15 protein-coding genes are annotated in these 14,655 nt (G+C 71.3%); 7 read left to right on the forward strand and 8 right to left on the reverse strand.

What is annotated here, in order from left to right:
• Positions 1-24 precede the first annotated feature (24 nt).
• From HD597_RS54915 to HD597_RS54930, 4 genes are read right to left on the reverse strand one after another with little or no spacing between them, the layout of a single operon-like run.
• Entirely contained in the window at positions 25-1,857 is a 1,833-nt protein-coding gene (locus HD597_RS54915) for a glycoside hydrolase family 127 protein (RefSeq protein WP_253756100.1), read from the reverse strand.
• Positions 1,850-2,614, reverse strand: a complete 765-nt coding sequence (locus tag HD597_RS54920; protein WP_253756102.1) for a carbohydrate ABC transporter permease — start codon at positions 2,612-2,614, stop codon at positions 1,850-1,852. Before HD597_RS54920 ends, HD597_RS54915 begins: the two co-directional genes overlap by 8 nt.
• Entirely contained in the window at positions 2,611-3,522 is a 912-nt protein-coding gene (locus HD597_RS54925) for a carbohydrate ABC transporter permease (RefSeq protein ID WP_253756103.1), read from the reverse strand. The genes HD597_RS54920 and HD597_RS54925 overlap by 4 nt, the downstream gene beginning before the upstream one ends.
• A complete protein-coding gene (locus HD597_RS54930; RefSeq protein WP_253756106.1) occupies positions 3,519-4,679 on the reverse strand; it encodes an ABC transporter substrate-binding protein in 1,161 nt (386 codons plus the stop codon). Before HD597_RS54930 ends, HD597_RS54925 begins: the two co-directional genes overlap by 4 nt.
• Positions 4,680-4,904: 225 nt before the next feature.
• Between HD597_RS54930 and HD597_RS54935 the strand changes: the two genes are divergently transcribed.
• From HD597_RS54935 to HD597_RS54945, 3 genes are all read left to right on the forward strand, one after another.
• Positions 4,905-5,918 carry a LacI family DNA-binding transcriptional regulator gene (locus HD597_RS54935; protein ID WP_253756107.1) on the forward strand — a complete coding sequence of 338 codons (1,014 nt, stop codon included), beginning with the start codon at positions 4,905-4,907 and terminating at the stop codon, positions 5,916-5,918.
• A gap of 70 nt (positions 5,919-5,988) precedes the next feature.
• Positions 5,989-6,795 (forward strand): NAD(P)-dependent oxidoreductase, encoded by an 807-nt coding sequence (locus tag HD597_RS54940; RefSeq protein WP_253756109.1) that lies wholly within the window; start codon positions 5,989-5,991, stop codon positions 6,793-6,795.
• Positions 6,796-6,808: 13 nt separating this feature from the next.
• A complete protein-coding gene (locus tag HD597_RS54945) occupies positions 6,809-7,153 on the forward strand; it encodes a winged helix-turn-helix transcriptional regulator (RefSeq protein WP_372513605.1) in 345 nt (114 codons plus the stop codon).
• A gap of 37 nt (positions 7,154-7,190) precedes the next feature.
• Here HD597_RS54945 and HD597_RS54950 read toward each other — a convergent pair whose 3' ends face one another.
• Positions 7,191-8,798, reverse strand: coding sequence for a cellulase family glycosylhydrolase (locus tag HD597_RS54950; RefSeq protein WP_253756112.1), 1,608 nt, complete (start codon positions 8,796-8,798; stop codon positions 7,191-7,193).
• 115 nt (positions 8,799-8,913) lie between these two features.
• A complete protein-coding gene (locus tag HD597_RS54955; RefSeq protein ID WP_253756114.1) occupies positions 8,914-9,570 on the reverse strand; it encodes a TetR/AcrR family transcriptional regulator in 657 nt (218 codons plus the stop codon).
• A 93-nt stretch (positions 9,571-9,663) separates the two neighbouring features.
• Here HD597_RS54955 and HD597_RS54960 point away from each other — a divergent pair, with 93 nt between their 5' ends.
• The 3 genes from HD597_RS54960 to HD597_RS54970 are packed head-to-tail and all read left to right on the forward strand — an operon-like array spanning position 9,664 to position 13,399.
• Positions 9,664-10,143 carry a (2Fe-2S)-binding protein gene (locus HD597_RS54960; protein ID WP_253756116.1) on the forward strand — a complete coding sequence of 160 codons (480 nt, stop codon included), beginning with the start codon at positions 9,664-9,666 and terminating at the stop codon, positions 10,141-10,143.
• Complete coding sequence (locus HD597_RS54965; RefSeq protein WP_253756118.1) at positions 10,140-11,132, forward strand: FAD binding domain-containing protein; 993 nt, start codon at positions 10,140-10,142, stop codon at positions 11,130-11,132. The genes HD597_RS54960 and HD597_RS54965 overlap by 4 nt, the downstream gene beginning before the upstream one ends.
• Complete coding sequence (locus HD597_RS54970) at positions 11,129-13,399, forward strand: xanthine dehydrogenase family protein molybdopterin-binding subunit (RefSeq protein ID WP_253756120.1); 2,271 nt, start codon at positions 11,129-11,131, stop codon at positions 13,397-13,399. The genes HD597_RS54965 and HD597_RS54970 overlap by 4 nt, the downstream gene beginning before the upstream one ends.
• Here the strand turns inward: HD597_RS54970 and HD597_RS54975 are convergent.
• Positions 13,377-13,910 carry a TetR/AcrR family transcriptional regulator gene (locus HD597_RS54975; protein WP_253756122.1) on the reverse strand — a complete coding sequence of 178 codons (534 nt, stop codon included), beginning with the start codon at positions 13,908-13,910 and terminating at the stop codon, positions 13,377-13,379. The genes HD597_RS54970 and HD597_RS54975 overlap by 23 nt on opposite strands.
• An 83-nt stretch (positions 13,911-13,993) precedes the next feature.
• On the opposite strand from HD597_RS54975, the gene HD597_RS54980 reads away from it, so the two are divergent.
• Entirely contained in the window at positions 13,994-14,452 is a 459-nt protein-coding gene (locus HD597_RS54980; RefSeq protein WP_253756124.1) for a nuclear transport factor 2 family protein, read from the forward strand.
• On the opposite strand, the gene HD597_RS54985 is transcribed toward HD597_RS54980, so the two are convergent.
• On the reverse strand, positions 14,445-14,645 hold the full coding sequence (locus HD597_RS54985) for a hypothetical protein (RefSeq protein WP_253756126.1): 201 nt from the start codon (positions 14,643-14,645) through the stop codon (positions 14,445-14,447). The two genes, HD597_RS54980 and HD597_RS54985, sit on opposite strands and share 8 nt — an antisense overlap.
• Positions 14,646-14,655 lie beyond the last annotated feature (10 nt).

Here is a 14,655-nt window from a genome sequence, read left to right on the forward strand (position 1 = left end):
CAACGGTTTGCGCACGTGCATCTCCTAGATCGTCGGTAGCCAGACACGCATGGTCGCGGGGCCCCGGTTGCCCCACCGGTGGTACGGCACCAGCCGCAGCCGCACGTCCCCGCCCTCCTGCGAGCCGGGCCCCGCGCCGTACGGCCAGGAGCCGTTGCCGCCGGCCGCGACCCGCGCGCCCACCTCCAGCTCCACCACGCCGTCCGTCTCGTGCTCCACCGGCGGGTCGACGCGCGCGGTCACGCCGGCGAGCGGCGGCTCGTCGGCCACCGACTCCGCGCAGTAGACGAGCGGCCCCCGCTCCACGGCCGCGCTGCCCCGCAGCGCGTCGATCCGCCGGTCGGGGACGGTCCACCTGGGCCGCATCGGCAGCTCGAGGCGGATCTCGTCACCGGCCCGCCACGGCCCCTCGACGTGGGCGTAGCCCGGGCCGACCTGCCGGATGACCGGGCCCTCCGGCAGCGGCGCGTCCTGGGAGGAGACCGGGACGTGCGCGAGCGTGGCGTCCCCGGCCCAGGCCGGGACGCGCAGCCCGATGCGGCCCTCGCCGTCCTCCAGCACCCGCACGCTGACCGAGCCCTGCCACGGGTATCCCGTCTCCACCCGCAGCGCCAGCCGCTCCGAGCGGATCTCCGCCGAGGTGAGGTGGTGGATCAGCACCCCGCCGTCCTGGGCCGCGGCCACGTAGGCGGGCAGCGAGGCCAGCGTGCGGGCGATGTTGTTCGGGCAGCAGGACACGTCGAACCACGGCGAGCGCAGCCCGCCCTCGGCCGCGTGGTTGACCCCGTCGAGCGGTGTCGCCGGCACCCGCACCTGCAGCGGGTTGACGTAGAAGAACGACGTGCCGTCCAGCGCCACGCCCGTGGCGAGCATGTTGTACATGGTGCGCTCGGCCAGGTCGGCGTAGCGCGCGTCGCCGGTGGCCAGCAGCAGCCGGTGCGCCAGCATGATGGAGGCGATGCTCGCGCACGTCTCGTTGTAGGCGCGGTCCGGCGGCAGCTCGTAGTCCTCGCCGTACGACTCGTCGGCATGCCTCGAGCCCATGCCGCCGGTCAGATGCGTGCGCCGGGCGACCGTCCGCTCCCACTGCGACTCGACCGCCTTGAGCAGCTCCTGGTCCCCGGTCTCGACCGCCACGTCCACCACGCCGGAGGCCAGGTAGAGCGCGCGCACGACGTGCCCCCGGAACACCTGCGCCTGCCGGATGGGCACGTCGTCCTGGTAGTAGCCGCGGCCGAACGGGATGTCGGCGAGCGCGGGCAGGCCGCGGCGCTCGACGAAGCGGCGGGCCATCTCCAGGTAGCGCTCGGCGCCGGTGGCCCGGTACAGCTCGACCAGCGCCATCTCGATCACCGGATGGCCGCAGGTCTCGTCGGTGTCCATGAACCGGCGGCACACGTGGTCGGCGGCCCTGGTGACGACCTGGGTGAGCTGGTCCTCGCCGTGCATGCGCAGCCGCGCCACCCCGGCCTGGATGAGGTGGCCGTAGCAGTAGAGCTCGTGACCCCACTCGAAGTCGGTGTACCGGCTGCCCGACCAGCGGGTGTTGAGGTAGCCGTCGCCCTCCTGGGCCTGCGCCACGACCTCGGCCAGCGCGGGCAGCCCCGGATGGTCGGCCCAGGCCATGGCCTCCAGCAGCTTGTAGATCTCCGAGTCGCTGAACTCCCGTCCCCTGCGGGGGCGCTCGCCGCGGAAGTTGCCGATCCAGCCTTCGCGTTCCTGCCACTCCTGGCAGTGGGCGATCGTCACCTCGTTGTTGAGCACGATCCGGTCGCCCCAGAAGCCGGGCAGCACGCGTACGGAGTCGAGGCCGAGGGGGGACAGGACACCCGATGAGGGCAGGACGGGATTAGCCACGCAGAGCTCCTGACATGAATCCGCGCACGTAGTGGCGCTGCAGAACGATGAAGAGGATGAGGCAGGGGATGGCCATGACCATGACTCCGGCCTGGAGCATGCCGTAGTCGATCGCGCCGAACGTGTGCTGCGTCATGCTGACCACGGCCACCGGCAGCGTGAAGGACGATCCGTCGTTGAGCAGGATGAGGGGTGCGAAGAAGTCGTTCCACGAGGCCAGGAACGCGAACAGGCCGACCGTGATCAGCGCCGGCCGCACGGCGTGCAGCAGGATCCGCCAGAAGGCCCGGAACGTGCCACAGCCATCCACCAGCGCGGCCTCCTCCAGCTCGCGCGGCAGCGCCTCGAACGCGTTGCGCATCATGAACAGCGCGAACGGGAGCTGGAACATCACGAACACCAGCGAGAGCCCGGCCAGCGAGTTCTGCAGGCCGAGGTAGCCGAGCAGGACGTAGAGCGGGATCAGGATCGTCGCGTACGGCACCATGAGGATCGCCAGCGTGGCCAGGAACAGCAGGTTCTTGCCCGGGAAGTCGAAGCGGGCGAAGCCGTAGCCGCCGAGCGCCGAGACGATCAGCGTGCCGCCCACGGTCATGACCGACACCAGCAGGCTGTTGGTGGCGTAGGTGCCGATGCCCTCGCCGAAGCGGGCCATCTCCAGGTAGTTCGCCGGCTCCTCCAGCGAGGCGTATCCGCTCCACACCAGTGGGAACAGGAACAGGACCGCCAGGGCGGACAGGGTGAGGTAACGGCTCACCGGAGCCTCCGCATCATCAGCGTGTTGAGCCCGACCAGGGCCACGAGCAGCACGACCGACAGGGCCGCGGCGCCGCCGAGGTCGAAGCGGAAGAACGCGTCCCGGTAGACGACCATGACCATCGAGACCGTGCTGTTGTCCGGGCCGCCGTTGGTGAAGACGAAGAACTGGTCGAAGGCCAGCAGCGAGCCCGTGACGCTGAGGATCAGCATCAGCGCCAGCGTCGGGCGCAGCAGCGGGAGCGTGATCTTGGTGAAGATCTGCCAGCGGTTCGCGCCGTCGCTCCTGGCGGCCTCGTACACCTCGGTCGGGATGGCCTGCAGCCCGGTCAGCAGGATGAGCATGTTGAACCCGGCGAAACGCCAGATCACCAGCGTGATCGTGGAGAACAGCGCCATGTTCGGGGTGCCGATCCACTTGACCGGCTCGCTGGTGACGCCCAGGGCCTGCAACATCGGGTCGATGGGGCCGAAGTCGTTGTTCAGCATCCCGTAGAACAGCAGGCCCGCCGCCGCGAAGCCGACCGCGCCCGGCAGGAAGAACGCGGTCCTGAAGAAGGCGACGCCCGGCCTGCGCTCCTGCACCAGCAGCGCCAGGCCCAGGGCCACGCCCGACAGCAGGACGGTCGTGATGGCCGTGTACTTCAGCGTGAAGAAGACCGCGTCGATGAAGAGCGGGTTGTCGGCGATCTTGAGGTAGTTGGCGGGGGCGTTGAAGGTGGCCTGGCCGAGCAGGGGCCAGCGGTTGAGCGACATCCAGACGACCAGCACGAGGGGCGCGATGAACAGCACGCCCACGATGACGGCCGTCGGAGCCGCGTACAGCCAGCCCTGGACCTTCCTGCTCCGCCACCGGGCGGACGGCGCCGAGTGCGCCGCCCGCCTCGAACGCGTGACCGTCAGCGTCATTGCAGCAGCGACTTCGTGATCTCGGCGTTGAGCTGCGGGACCTTCGAGGCGTCGCCGAAGACCGCCTCCCTGGCCAGCCGCAGCCACGGCCCCTGCGGGTCGTTGTAGGTCTGGCCGAAGCGCAGCGCGAACGGCGTCTGCCCCTTGGCCACCAGCGAGTTGATCATGACCACGCGCGGGTCCTCGGCCGAGTACTTGTTGCTGGCCAGGTCGGTGCGCGCGAGCACGTCCTTGTTCTTGGCCATCACCTCGACCTGGGCCTGGTCGGAGACCGTCCAGTTGATGAACTCCCAGGCCGCGTCGGCGTTCTTGGAGGTGGCGGAGATGCCGAGCGAGTCGCCGCCCACGAACGTGGACTCGCCGCCGTCGGGGCCGGCGATCGGCGTGACGCCGATCTTCATCTCCTTCGGCATCAGGCCGAGCGTGGTGGACGGCATCGGCATCACGCCGATCTCACCCTTGGGGAAGAAGCCGGTCCAGGTGGGGCCCTGCTCCTCCTTGGCCGTCGGGCCGGTGGCCTTCTTCTCGTACAGCTCGCGCCAGATCTTGAAGACCTCGGTCATGACCGGCTGGTCGTTCAGGGAGGTGGTGCCCTCGTCGTTCATGATCTGCGCGCCGGCGGCCCAGACGGACGGCCAGAACGTGAAGACGTAGCAGCCGCCGCAGTTGCCGCCGAAGAAGGTGCCGTGCACCTTGCCGTCCTTGCCCAGCCTGTCCTGGATGGTGGTGGCGTGCTGGGCGAACTCCTTGAGCGACTTGGGGCCCTGCTCGGGGTCGAGGCCGGCCTTCTCGTACAGGTCCTTGTTCCAGAACCAGACCGACAGGTCGAGGGTGTGGGGAAGCGTGTACTGCCGGTTGTCCAGCGTGCCGAGCTTCATGTGCGAGGGGGCGAGCTTGTCCTTGTAGGGCAGCGCCGCGATCCTGTCCGTGATGTCCATGAACAGGCCCTGGGAGGTGTAGTTCGGGACGAAGATGACGTCCGCCGCGAACACGTCGGGAAGTTGCTTGGCGCCGGCCGCGGCGGCGATGCGGGGCTGGTAGTTGTCCGTCGGGATGACGGTGAGCTTGACCTGGTTCTTGTGGGTCTTGTTGTACTCGGCGACCAGGCGCTCGCTCTGCGTCTGGGTGGCCGCGCGGGTCCACATGGTGATCGTCACGGGACTGTCCGCCGGTTGTGTCCCGCCGCCACCACCACCGCCGCTACTGCCGCAGGCCGCTGCTGTGAGCGCTAACACACCGAGGAGGGAGATCCCGGCCAGCCTTCGTCTCATGATGTGCTCCTGGACTTAAAGGTTTTCGGAAACGTAGAAGAAACATGAGCCCATGTCAATGGGTGCTATGGTGCTAAGCGGTTCACAATTCACCGAAAAGGGTTTCGAAGTATGGCGGGTAAGCGGGCGACCATCAACGACGTGGCCTCGCTGGCGGGGGTATCGATCGCCACGGCCTCCAAGGCGCTCAACGGGCGCCAGGACGTGCGGGCGGCCACGCGCGAACGCGTGCTCGCCGCGGCGGCGGAGCTCTCCTTCCAGCCGAACGCCCTGGCCAGGGGGCTGCTCTCGGGGCAGACCAGGACCGTGGGCTTGCTGACCTCCGACAGCGTCGGCCGTTTCGGCATCCCCGTGCTGCTGGGGGCCGAGGACGCGTTCGGCGCGGGGGAGATGGCGGTGCTGCTGTGCGACGCGCGCGGGGACGCGATCAGGGAGCAGCACCACCTGCGCGCCCTGCTGTCGCGGCGCGTGGACGGGCTGATCGTGGTGGGGGAGAGCACGAACCCGCGGCCGTCCGTGAGCAAGGACCTGCCGGTGCCCGTGGTGTACGCCTACGGGCCGTCCGAGGACCCGTCCGACGTGTCGTTCGTGCCCGACGACGTGGGCGCGGCGGCGATGGCGGTCAACCACCTGCTCGCCCTGGGACGGCGGCGCATCGCGCACGTCACCGGCCCCGCCCACTACAAGGCGGCCCGCGACCGTGAGGAGGGGCTGCGGCGGGCGCTGGCCGAGGCCGGGGTCCAGCAGGCCGGGCAGACCCTGTCCGGCGTGTGGTCGCAGCGGTGGGGCCGGCACGCGGCCGAGATGTTGCTCATGGCCGAGCCGGAGATCGACGCGGTGTTCTGCGGCAGCGACCAGATCGCGGCCGGGTTCGTGGAGGCCGTGCGCGAGCGCGGGCGGCGGGTGCCCGACGACATCGCGGTGGTCGGCTACGACAACTGGGAGGTGCTCTCCACGGAGACGCGGCCCGCGCTGACGACCGTGGACATGAACCTGGAGGTGCTGGGCCGGACGGCGGCGCAGCACCTCTTCGCGGCCATCGACGGCAAGGCCACGCCCGGGGTGCACACGCTGCCCTGCCAGCTCGTGATCCGCGACTCCACCTCACCGCCCGGGGTCTCCTGACCTCCGGGTAACCACGCACTTCTAAGTGCGTTCTTGTTGCGGAAGCGGCGCCCGGTGAACAGTGGTGCGCATGAACACGCAACGCATTGGCATCCTCGGGCTGGGAGCCATGGGACGCGCTCTGGCGAGCGCGCTCCTCGGCGCCGGCCGCGAGGTGACGGTCTGGAACCGCACTCCCGGGAAGGCGGACGGGCTCGGCGCGCGGGAGGCGTCGAGCGTGGAAGAGGCGATCGAGAGCAGCGACCTCACGGTGGTGTGCCTGCTGAACGACGCCAGCGTCCGCGAGACGCTCGCCCCGGTGGCGCCGAAGCTGGACGGCGCCACCCTCGTCAACCTCACCAGCGGCTCCGCCCGGCAGGCGCGCGAGCTCGACGGGCGGTTGGCGGGGCACGGGGCGCGGCTCCTCGCGGGCGGCATCATGGCGGTGCCTCCCACGGTGGGGACGGACGGCGCCTTCATCCTCTACAGCGGTGAGCGTGAGCTGTTCGACCGGGTCGCCCCCGCGCTCGCGCCCATCGGCCGTCCGCACTGGGTGGGCGCGGACCCCGGCTTCGCGGCGTTGTACGACATGGCGGCGCTCAGCGGCATGTACGGCATGAGCGCCGGGGCCGACCATGCCGTGACCATGGTGCACCGCGAGGGCGGTGACGTGGAGGCGTTCAAGCGCGAGGTGCTCCAGCCATGGCTGGAGCAGATGCTCCCGTTCATGGTGAGCGGCGCCGACGTGAGCGACTTCGTCCCCGAGGAGTACAACCCCGCGATGCAGGCGACCGGCCTGGAGAACATCCTGGCCGCCTCCGAGGAGGCCGACGTGCCGGACGACCTCGCCGGCCACCTGCGCGCGTCACTGTGGCGGATGCGCCGCGCCGCCGCCTGACTATCATGTGGCGGTGCGTAACCCGCCCTACATCTGTGCTCTGGACGCCGCGATGGACGTCGTCGACGGCAAGTGGAAGGCGCTGATCCTGTGGGCGCTGGACGAGCGCCTGCGCCGCTTCGGCGAGCTGCGCCGCAGCCTGCCCGGCATCAGCGAGAAGGTCCTCGCCCAGCAGTTGCGCGAGCTGGAGGCCGACGGGATCGTCCGGCGGACCGTGTTCGAGGAGACGGTGCCCCGGGTCGAGTACGAGCTGACGGACGCCGGGGTCGCGCTCTACGCGGCGCTGGGCGCCCTGGGCGAATGGGGCGCCCGCCGCATGAGTGAGCTCGACCTCGTCCCCACCCACGGCAGGGAGTGAGGAGCGGGCCGCCCCGCGGGGCGGCCCGAGGTGCCTGTCAGGAGGCGGCGCAGGTGTACGAGCCGACCGTGGCGGTGTTCCCGCCCGGGCGGGTGACCTGGAAGCCGAAGCTGGTGTTGCCTCCGGCTGCCACGTTGCCGTTGTAGCCGGCGTTCCTGGCCGTCACCGTCTGCCCCCTGGTCGTCACCGCGGCGTTCCACGACCCGGCCAGCGTGTGCCCGGCCGGCAGGGTGAAGGTGACGGTCCAGCCGGTGATGCCGGACGTGCCGGTGTTGGTGACCGTGACCGGCTGGACGACGTACCCGCCGCCCCACTGGCTCTGCACGGTCCCGGCGGCCGTGCAGCCGCCGTTGCCGCCGCCCGAGGTGGTGGTGAAGGTGGTGGTGGCCGAGGCGGTGGACTGGTTGCTCGCCCCGTCGCGGGCCCGGACGTACACCTGGTACTGGGTGGCGGGCGTCAGGCCGGTCAGGTTGATGGAGTTGGTGGTGGACGAGCCGAGCAGCGGGTCGGTGCTGCCCTGCTCGCGGTAGACGTCGTACCCGGCCAGCCCGGAGCCGCCGGCGTCGGTGGAGGCGGCCCAGGTCAGGGTCGCGCCGGTGGAGGTGACCCCGGAGGACGACGGGGTGCCGGGCGTGGTCGGGGCGGTGGTGTCGGTGCCGCCGCCGCTGAAGAAGGTGGCCTCGCGCGAGGTGGCGGTGATGCCGTTGGCGCCGTTGAAGATGCGCTGGCCCCAGGAGGTGAGCGCGGTCGGGCTGAAGTTGGTGACCATGTCGAGGTACTCGACTCCGCCGCCGTTGCCGCTCCACGACCAGCCGATGTAGCCGAGGCCGCGGGAGACGGCCTGCGCCATGATGGTGTCCTCGTCGGGGTTGCCGTCGGAGTGGTTGTGCCCGAACTCGCCGATCACCAGCGGCAGGCCCGCGGTCTGGAAGGCGTCCAGGTAGGCGGTGATCTCGGCGGCGGTGTCGAAGACGCCGTACATGTGGACGGAGAACACCGTGTTCTTCTGCGTGTCGGCGGCGGCCACGGTCCTGGCGTTGTCGCGCATGGTGAACTGCCAGTCCTGGCCCCAGTTGGGCGCGTCCACCATCAGCATGTGCTGGAAGCCGAGCGTGCGCATGCGGGTGATCGCGTTCGTGGTCGCGGCCGTCCAGGCGGAGACGTTGTTGTTGCCGTACGGCTCGTTGCCGATGTTGACGATGATGAAGTCCTCGGTGCCGGTCAGGGCGCTGCGGACGCTGTTCCAGTAGTCGACGGCCTGGTCGAGCGTGTACGCGCCGCTCTGCTCGCCGTACCCGGTGGTGTCGTGGTTTTCGAGCACGCATATTAACCGGTTCTGCCGGCACAGGGAGACGACGTTGGCCACGTCGGAGGCGCTGTTCGGGGTCCACCGGCCGCCGCTCAGCACCACGCGCACGGTGTTGGCGCGCAGCGCCTTGATGTCGGCGAAGGAACCCGTCTGATTGGTGTACCAGGTGTGCGCGTGGCTGACGCCGCGCATGACGAACGCGTTCCCGTTGGCTTCCATGATTCTGGTGCCGCTGACCCGGAGCCCGACCGCGGCGTGCGCGGGAGCCGGGACGATCAGCATCGAGACGAGCAGCGACAGGAGCGCCGCCGCCGCGAGCCCGAGTCGTTTGATCATGAGGGGTGCCCTCCTGTTAACCGGTTAGGTCCGGGCACATGGTCTGCGGAAAGCGTCCCGATGTACAGCGACGCGACGGAGACGGGGAAGGAATGCCTGGAGAGAGGTGAAACTTTCACTCGTCCCTGAGCGTGGGCAGCCCGGCGGCCAGGGCCGAGAGCGCCCGGACGAGCGTGGGCAGCAGCACCGGGCACGAGGCGGCCAGCTCCGGATCCTCGGCGTAGACCTGGGCGAGCGCGGGCGGCGGGTTGGAGGCCGGGTAGAGCATGCCGGCCAGCCCGCTGGCGGCCGCCGCCAGCTCGCCGCCCTCGCGCTCGGTCAGGTCCGTCGCGCGGGCCACCTCGGCGCCCATCTCGGCGATCCGGTCGTGCACCGCGTGCTTGAACGCGCGGGCCGCCGAGGCCGACACGTTGTGCTCCAGGCTGGTGGAGGCGTGGCTGAGCAGGTCGCAGAAGAGCGGCCGGTCGTTGATCGTCTCGGCCAGCACGGTCACCGCCTCCACCGCGGAGCGGACCGTGCCCAGCCGCCCGGAGACGGCTTCCGCCCACTGCCGCCACTCGTCGACCAGCAGCTCCAGGTAGATCTCCTCGCGGGTGCCGAAGTAACGCACGATGTTGGACTTGGCCAGCCCGACGGCCTCGGCGACCGCGCCCAGGCTCACGTTGCGCACCCCCGAGGTGCGGGCGAGCTCGCGGGCGGCGGCGAGGATGGCCTCGCGCCGCTGCTGCTTGTGCTCGGGCCGCCTGGCCCGGAGGAATGCCGACCGCGTCATGTCGCCATCAGCATACTGGCGTGATTTTAAGAGAACACCGTTCACTTGTTAAGGGAACGCTGTTCTGTTAGCGTCCGGTGCAAAGCCGGGAGGATGCGAGTGACCGAGATACGGATGAAGGTGAACGGCTCCGTCGAGTCCCTCGACGTCGAGCCGTGGGTGAGCCTGCTCGACGCGCTGCGCGAGCGGCTCGGGCTGACCGGCCCCAAGAAGGGCTGCGACCAGGGCGCCTGCGGGGCATGCACGGTGCTGGCCGACGGCGTGCGGATCAACGCCTGCCTGGCCCTGGCCGTTCAGTACGACGGCAGGGAGATCACCACGATCGAGGGCGTGGCGCATCCGCTGCAGGAGGCGTTCGTGCGCCACGACGGGTTCCAGTGCGGCTACTGCACTCCGGGCCAGATCTGCTCGGCGATCGGCATGCTGGCCGAGTACGAGTCCGGCATGCCCAGCGCCGTGCCCGAGTCCCGAGGGCTCGACGAGGCCCAGATCAGGGAGCGCATGAGCGGCAACCTGTGCCGCTGCGGCGCCTACAACGGGATCGTGGACGCGATCAAGGAGGTCTCGGGATGAGACCGTTCGCGTACGTCAAGCCCGCCGACGTCGCGGAGGCCGTACGGGTGGCCGCCGAGCCGGGCGCCAGGTTCCTCGGCGGCGGCACCAACCTGGTGGACCTCATGCGCGAGGGCATCGAACGCCCCGACACCGTCGTGGACGTGACCGGCCTGCCGTTCGACACGGTGGACGAGCTGCCCGGCGGCGGGCTGCGCGTCGGCGCGCTCGTCCGCAACAGCGCCCTGGCGGCCGACCGGCGGGTGCGCACCCGCTACCCGATGGTGTCGCAGGCGCTGCTGTCCGGCGCCTCCGCCCAGCTCCGCAACATGGCCACCGTGGGCGGCAACCTGCTGCAACGCACCCGCTGCCCGTACTTCTACGACCACGCCTCCGCCTGCAACAAGCGCTCGCCCGGCGCCGGCTGCGACGCGCTCGACGGGTTCAATCGGAGCACGGCGATCCTGGGCGTCAGCGAGAGCTGCGTCGCCGCGCACCCCTCCGACCTGTGCGTGGCGCTGGCCGCCCTCGACGCGACCGTCGAGGTACGCGGCCGGGAAGGCACGCGGCGCGTCCCCATGGCCGACTTCCACCGGCTGCCCGGCGACACCCCGGACGTCGAGACCGCGCTGGCCACCGGCGAGCTGGTCACGGCGGTCGAGCTGCCGCCCGCGCCGGTCGCGGCCAACTCCCGCTACCGCAAGGTCCGCGACCGGGCGTCGTACGCGTTCGCCCTCGTCTCGGTGGCGGCGGCCCTGGAGGTGCGCGACGGCACGGTCACCGAGGTGCGGCTGGCGCTGGGCGGCGTCGCGCCCAAGCCCTGGCGGGCCACCCGGGCCGAGGGCCTGCTGCTCGGCGGCCCGGCCGACGAGACCGCCTTCCGCCGCGCGGCCGAGGCGGAGCTGGCGGAGGCCGCCACCAGGGAGGGCAACGCCTTCAAGCCCCGCCTCGCCGCGGCCACGATCACGGCCACGCTGCGCGAGCTGAGCAAGGGAGTGACGGCCGGATGAGCGTCAAGTACGCCGAGACCGAGCAGGCCACCGGTGCCACCAAGTACGTCGGCCAGGCGATCGACCGGGTCGACGGCCCCGCCAAGACCACCGGCGAGGCCAAGTTCGCCGCCGAGTACCCGTACCCGGGCCTGGCCTACGCCGCGCTCGTGCACGCCACCGTCCCGCGAGGCCGCATCACCGCCATCGACACGGCGGAGGCGAGCGCGGTGCGCGGCGTGATCGACGTCCTCACCCACGAGAACGCGCCGCCCATGAAGCCCGCGCCCAGGACCAGCCTCCTCGACCCCAGCACGCTCGCCTCCGGCACCCCGGTCAACTACCTGGCCACCGACGAGGTGCACTGGAACGGCCAGCCCGTCGCGGTCGTGGTCGCCGAGACCCCGGAGACGGCCCGGTACGCGGCGTCGCTGGTGCGCCCGTCGTACGAGGGGCTGCCCGCCGCGGTGGACCTCGCGGCCGAGCAGCACAACGCCGTCCCGCAGAAGGGCAACCTCCTCGGCGAGACCTCGGCCGACAAGGGCGACGCCCAGGCCGCGCTCGCCGCCGCGCTCCACTCGGTGGACCTGACCTTCACCACGCCGCCGCACAACCACAACGCGATCGAGCCGCACGCCACCACCGCCGTCTGGGACGGCGACCGGCTCACCGTGCACGAGGCCACGCAGAGCATCACGTGGATGCGCAGGCATCTGGCGCAGCGCTTCGGCGTGCCGGAGAAGAACGTCAGGGTGCTGTCCCCGTACGTGGGCGGCGGGTTCGGCGGCAAGGGCTCGGTATGGGCGGGCACGCTGCTCGCCGTGCTCGCCGCCCGGGCGACGGGCCGTCCGGTGCGGCTGGCGCTCACCCGCGAGGGCGTCTACCACACGGTCGGCGGGCGCACGGGCAGCATCCAGCGGGTCGCGCTGGCCGCGGACGCGGACGGCGCGCTGACCGCCATCCTGCACACCAGCGTGTCCAGGACCGGCCGCGGCGGCGGGCACGGGGAGCAGATCACCGCCGGCACCCGGCACCTGTACGCCGCGCCCAACATCCACCTGCGGCAGAGCACCGTCCGGCTCGACCTGCTGCCCAACACCTTCATGCGGGCTCCGGGCGAGTCCATCGGCACCTTCGCCCTGGAGTCGGCCGTGGACGAGCTGGCCTGCGAGCTGGGCCTGGACCCGGTCGAGCTGCGCCTGCGCAACGAGCCTGACCGCGACCCGCTGGGCGGGCAGAAGCTCGCGCACCGGAGGCTGCGCGAGGCGTACGCGCTGGGTGCCGAGCGGTTCGGCTGGCACGAGCGCGACCCGCGGCCCGGGGCCATGCGGGACGGCCGGTGGCTGGTCGGCATGGGAGTGGCCACGGCCTACCACCCGTCGATGCGGATGCCGGCGAACGTCACGGTGCGCCTGGACGCGGACGGCACGGTCGTGGTGCGCTGCGGCCTCCAGGAGATGGGCATGGGCACGGCGACGGTGCTGGGGCAGATGGCCGCCGACGAGCTGGGCGTGCCGCTGGCGTCCGTACGCGTCGAGTACGGCGACTCCGACCTGCCGGTCGGGCCCGGCGCCGGCGGCTCGATGCAGACCGCGAGCGCGGCGGCGGGCGTGCAGGACGCCGCCGCCAAGCTGAAGCGCACGCTGCTCGGCCTGGTCCGCCGCGCGCCCGGCTCGCCGCTGCGCGGGCGCAGGCCGGACGAGGTGGAGGCGCGCGACGGCGGGCTGTACGCCGGGGCCGCCGGCCAGACGTACGCGGAGATCCTGAAGGCGGCCGGCCGCGGCCACGTGGAGGTGGAGAGCAAGGCGGGCATGCTGGGGTTCGTGGCGCGGACCCTGCGCGAGCGCAGGCGGCTGGTGCGGGCGGCGACCGGCGCGCAGTTCTGCGAGGTGCGGGTGGACCCCGACACCATGGAGGTGCGCGTCTCGCGCTGGCTCGGCGTCTTCGACGTCGGCACCGTGATCAACGCCAAGACCGCGGCGAGCCAGCTTCGCGGCGGCATCGTGATGGGCATCGGCATGGCGCTGTCGGAGCAGACGCTGATCGACCACCGCAGCGGCCGGGTCATGAACGCGAGCCTGTCGGAGTACCACGTGCCGGTGCACGCCGACATCCCCCACATCGACGTGCTCTGCCTGGACGAGCCGGACTCCACCATGCCGATGGGCCTGCGCGGGGTCGGGGAGGTGAGCATCACCGGAGTCGCCGCGGCCGTGGCCAACGCGGTGCGGCACGCCACCGGCAGGCGCGTGCTCGACCTGCCGATCACCCTCGACAAGCTGCTGTGATCACGCGGGCGGCCTCCTTGGCCGCCCGCGCCGCCTGCGCTCCTCGTTCCCGGTCCACCATGGCGGTGACCGTGGCCCCGTCCACCAGCATGAGAAGCTGCTCGGCCAGCAGGTCGTCGGCGACCAGCCCCCGCAGGTAGTCGCGCAGCCGGCGCTTGTGCCGCCGCACCACGCCGGCGACGGCCTCCGAGGTCGCCCCCAGCTCCCCGTACGCGTTGAGGAAGCCGCACCCGCGGAAGTCCTCCTCGCCGAACCACCGCTCCAGCCAGCCGAACACCGCCTCGACCGAGTCGCCGCGCTCGGCCACGTACGAGGTGAGCGAGCTCATCCACCGCTCGTCGCGCCGTTCCAGGTACGCCACGATGAGCGCCTCCTTGGACGGGTAGCTCTGGTAGAGGCGCTTGAGCGAGACGCCGGAGGCGGCCCTGACCTCGTCCATGCCGACGGCCTGGATGCCGCGCCGGTAGAAGAGCTCGCCGGCCGCCGTGAGGAGTCGTTCGGCGTGTTCCATGGCACCTCGCTTGCTCTGGAGAACGGTCGTTCTCTACGATAGCTCGCGAGAACGACCGTTCTCTCGTGTCCGAGGAGGCCGCCATGTCCCGTCCGCCCGTCCCGCCGTTCACCGAGGAGACCGCCCGGATCAAGGTCCAGGCCGCCGAGGATGCCTGGAACACGTGCGACCCCGACAAGGTGGCGCTCGCGTACACGGAGGACTCGGTCTGGCGCAACCGCGGCGAGTTCGTGTCCGGACGCGACGAGATCAGGGAGTTCCTGCGCCGCAAGTGGGACAGGGAGCTGGACTACGCGCTGCGCAAGGAGCTGTGGGCGGTGCTCGGCGACCGCATCGCGGTGCGGTTCCAGTACGAGTCCCGTGACGCCTCGGGGCAGTGGTGGCGCAGCTACGGCAACGAGCAGTGGGAGTTCGACGGGTCCGGGCTCATGCGACGCAGGGAGGCCAGCATCAACGACGTGCGCATCGAGGAGTCCGAGCGGCGCATCCTCGGGCCGCGTGGCGACGACGAGCGCGGGGTGGACGTGCTGCCCCTCAGGTGAGATGACGCAGCCACAGGTACGGGGTGGACAGCGCCACGGTCACCAGCGTGACGACCAGCCCGTACTTCGTGAACTGCCAGAAGCTGATCCCCGCGCCGCCGAGCGCCGCCGCCACCCGGTGCGCCTTCTCGGTGGCAGTCAGCGTGTACGCCCCGAGGAGGACGGCCACCGCCGCCCACGCCGTCACGGTCACCCCATCAGTA

Source organism: Nonomuraea thailandensis (assembly GCF_024172165.1).
GTDB lineage: Bacteria > Actinomycetota > Actinomycetes > Streptosporangiales > Streptosporangiaceae > Nonomuraea > Nonomuraea thailandensis.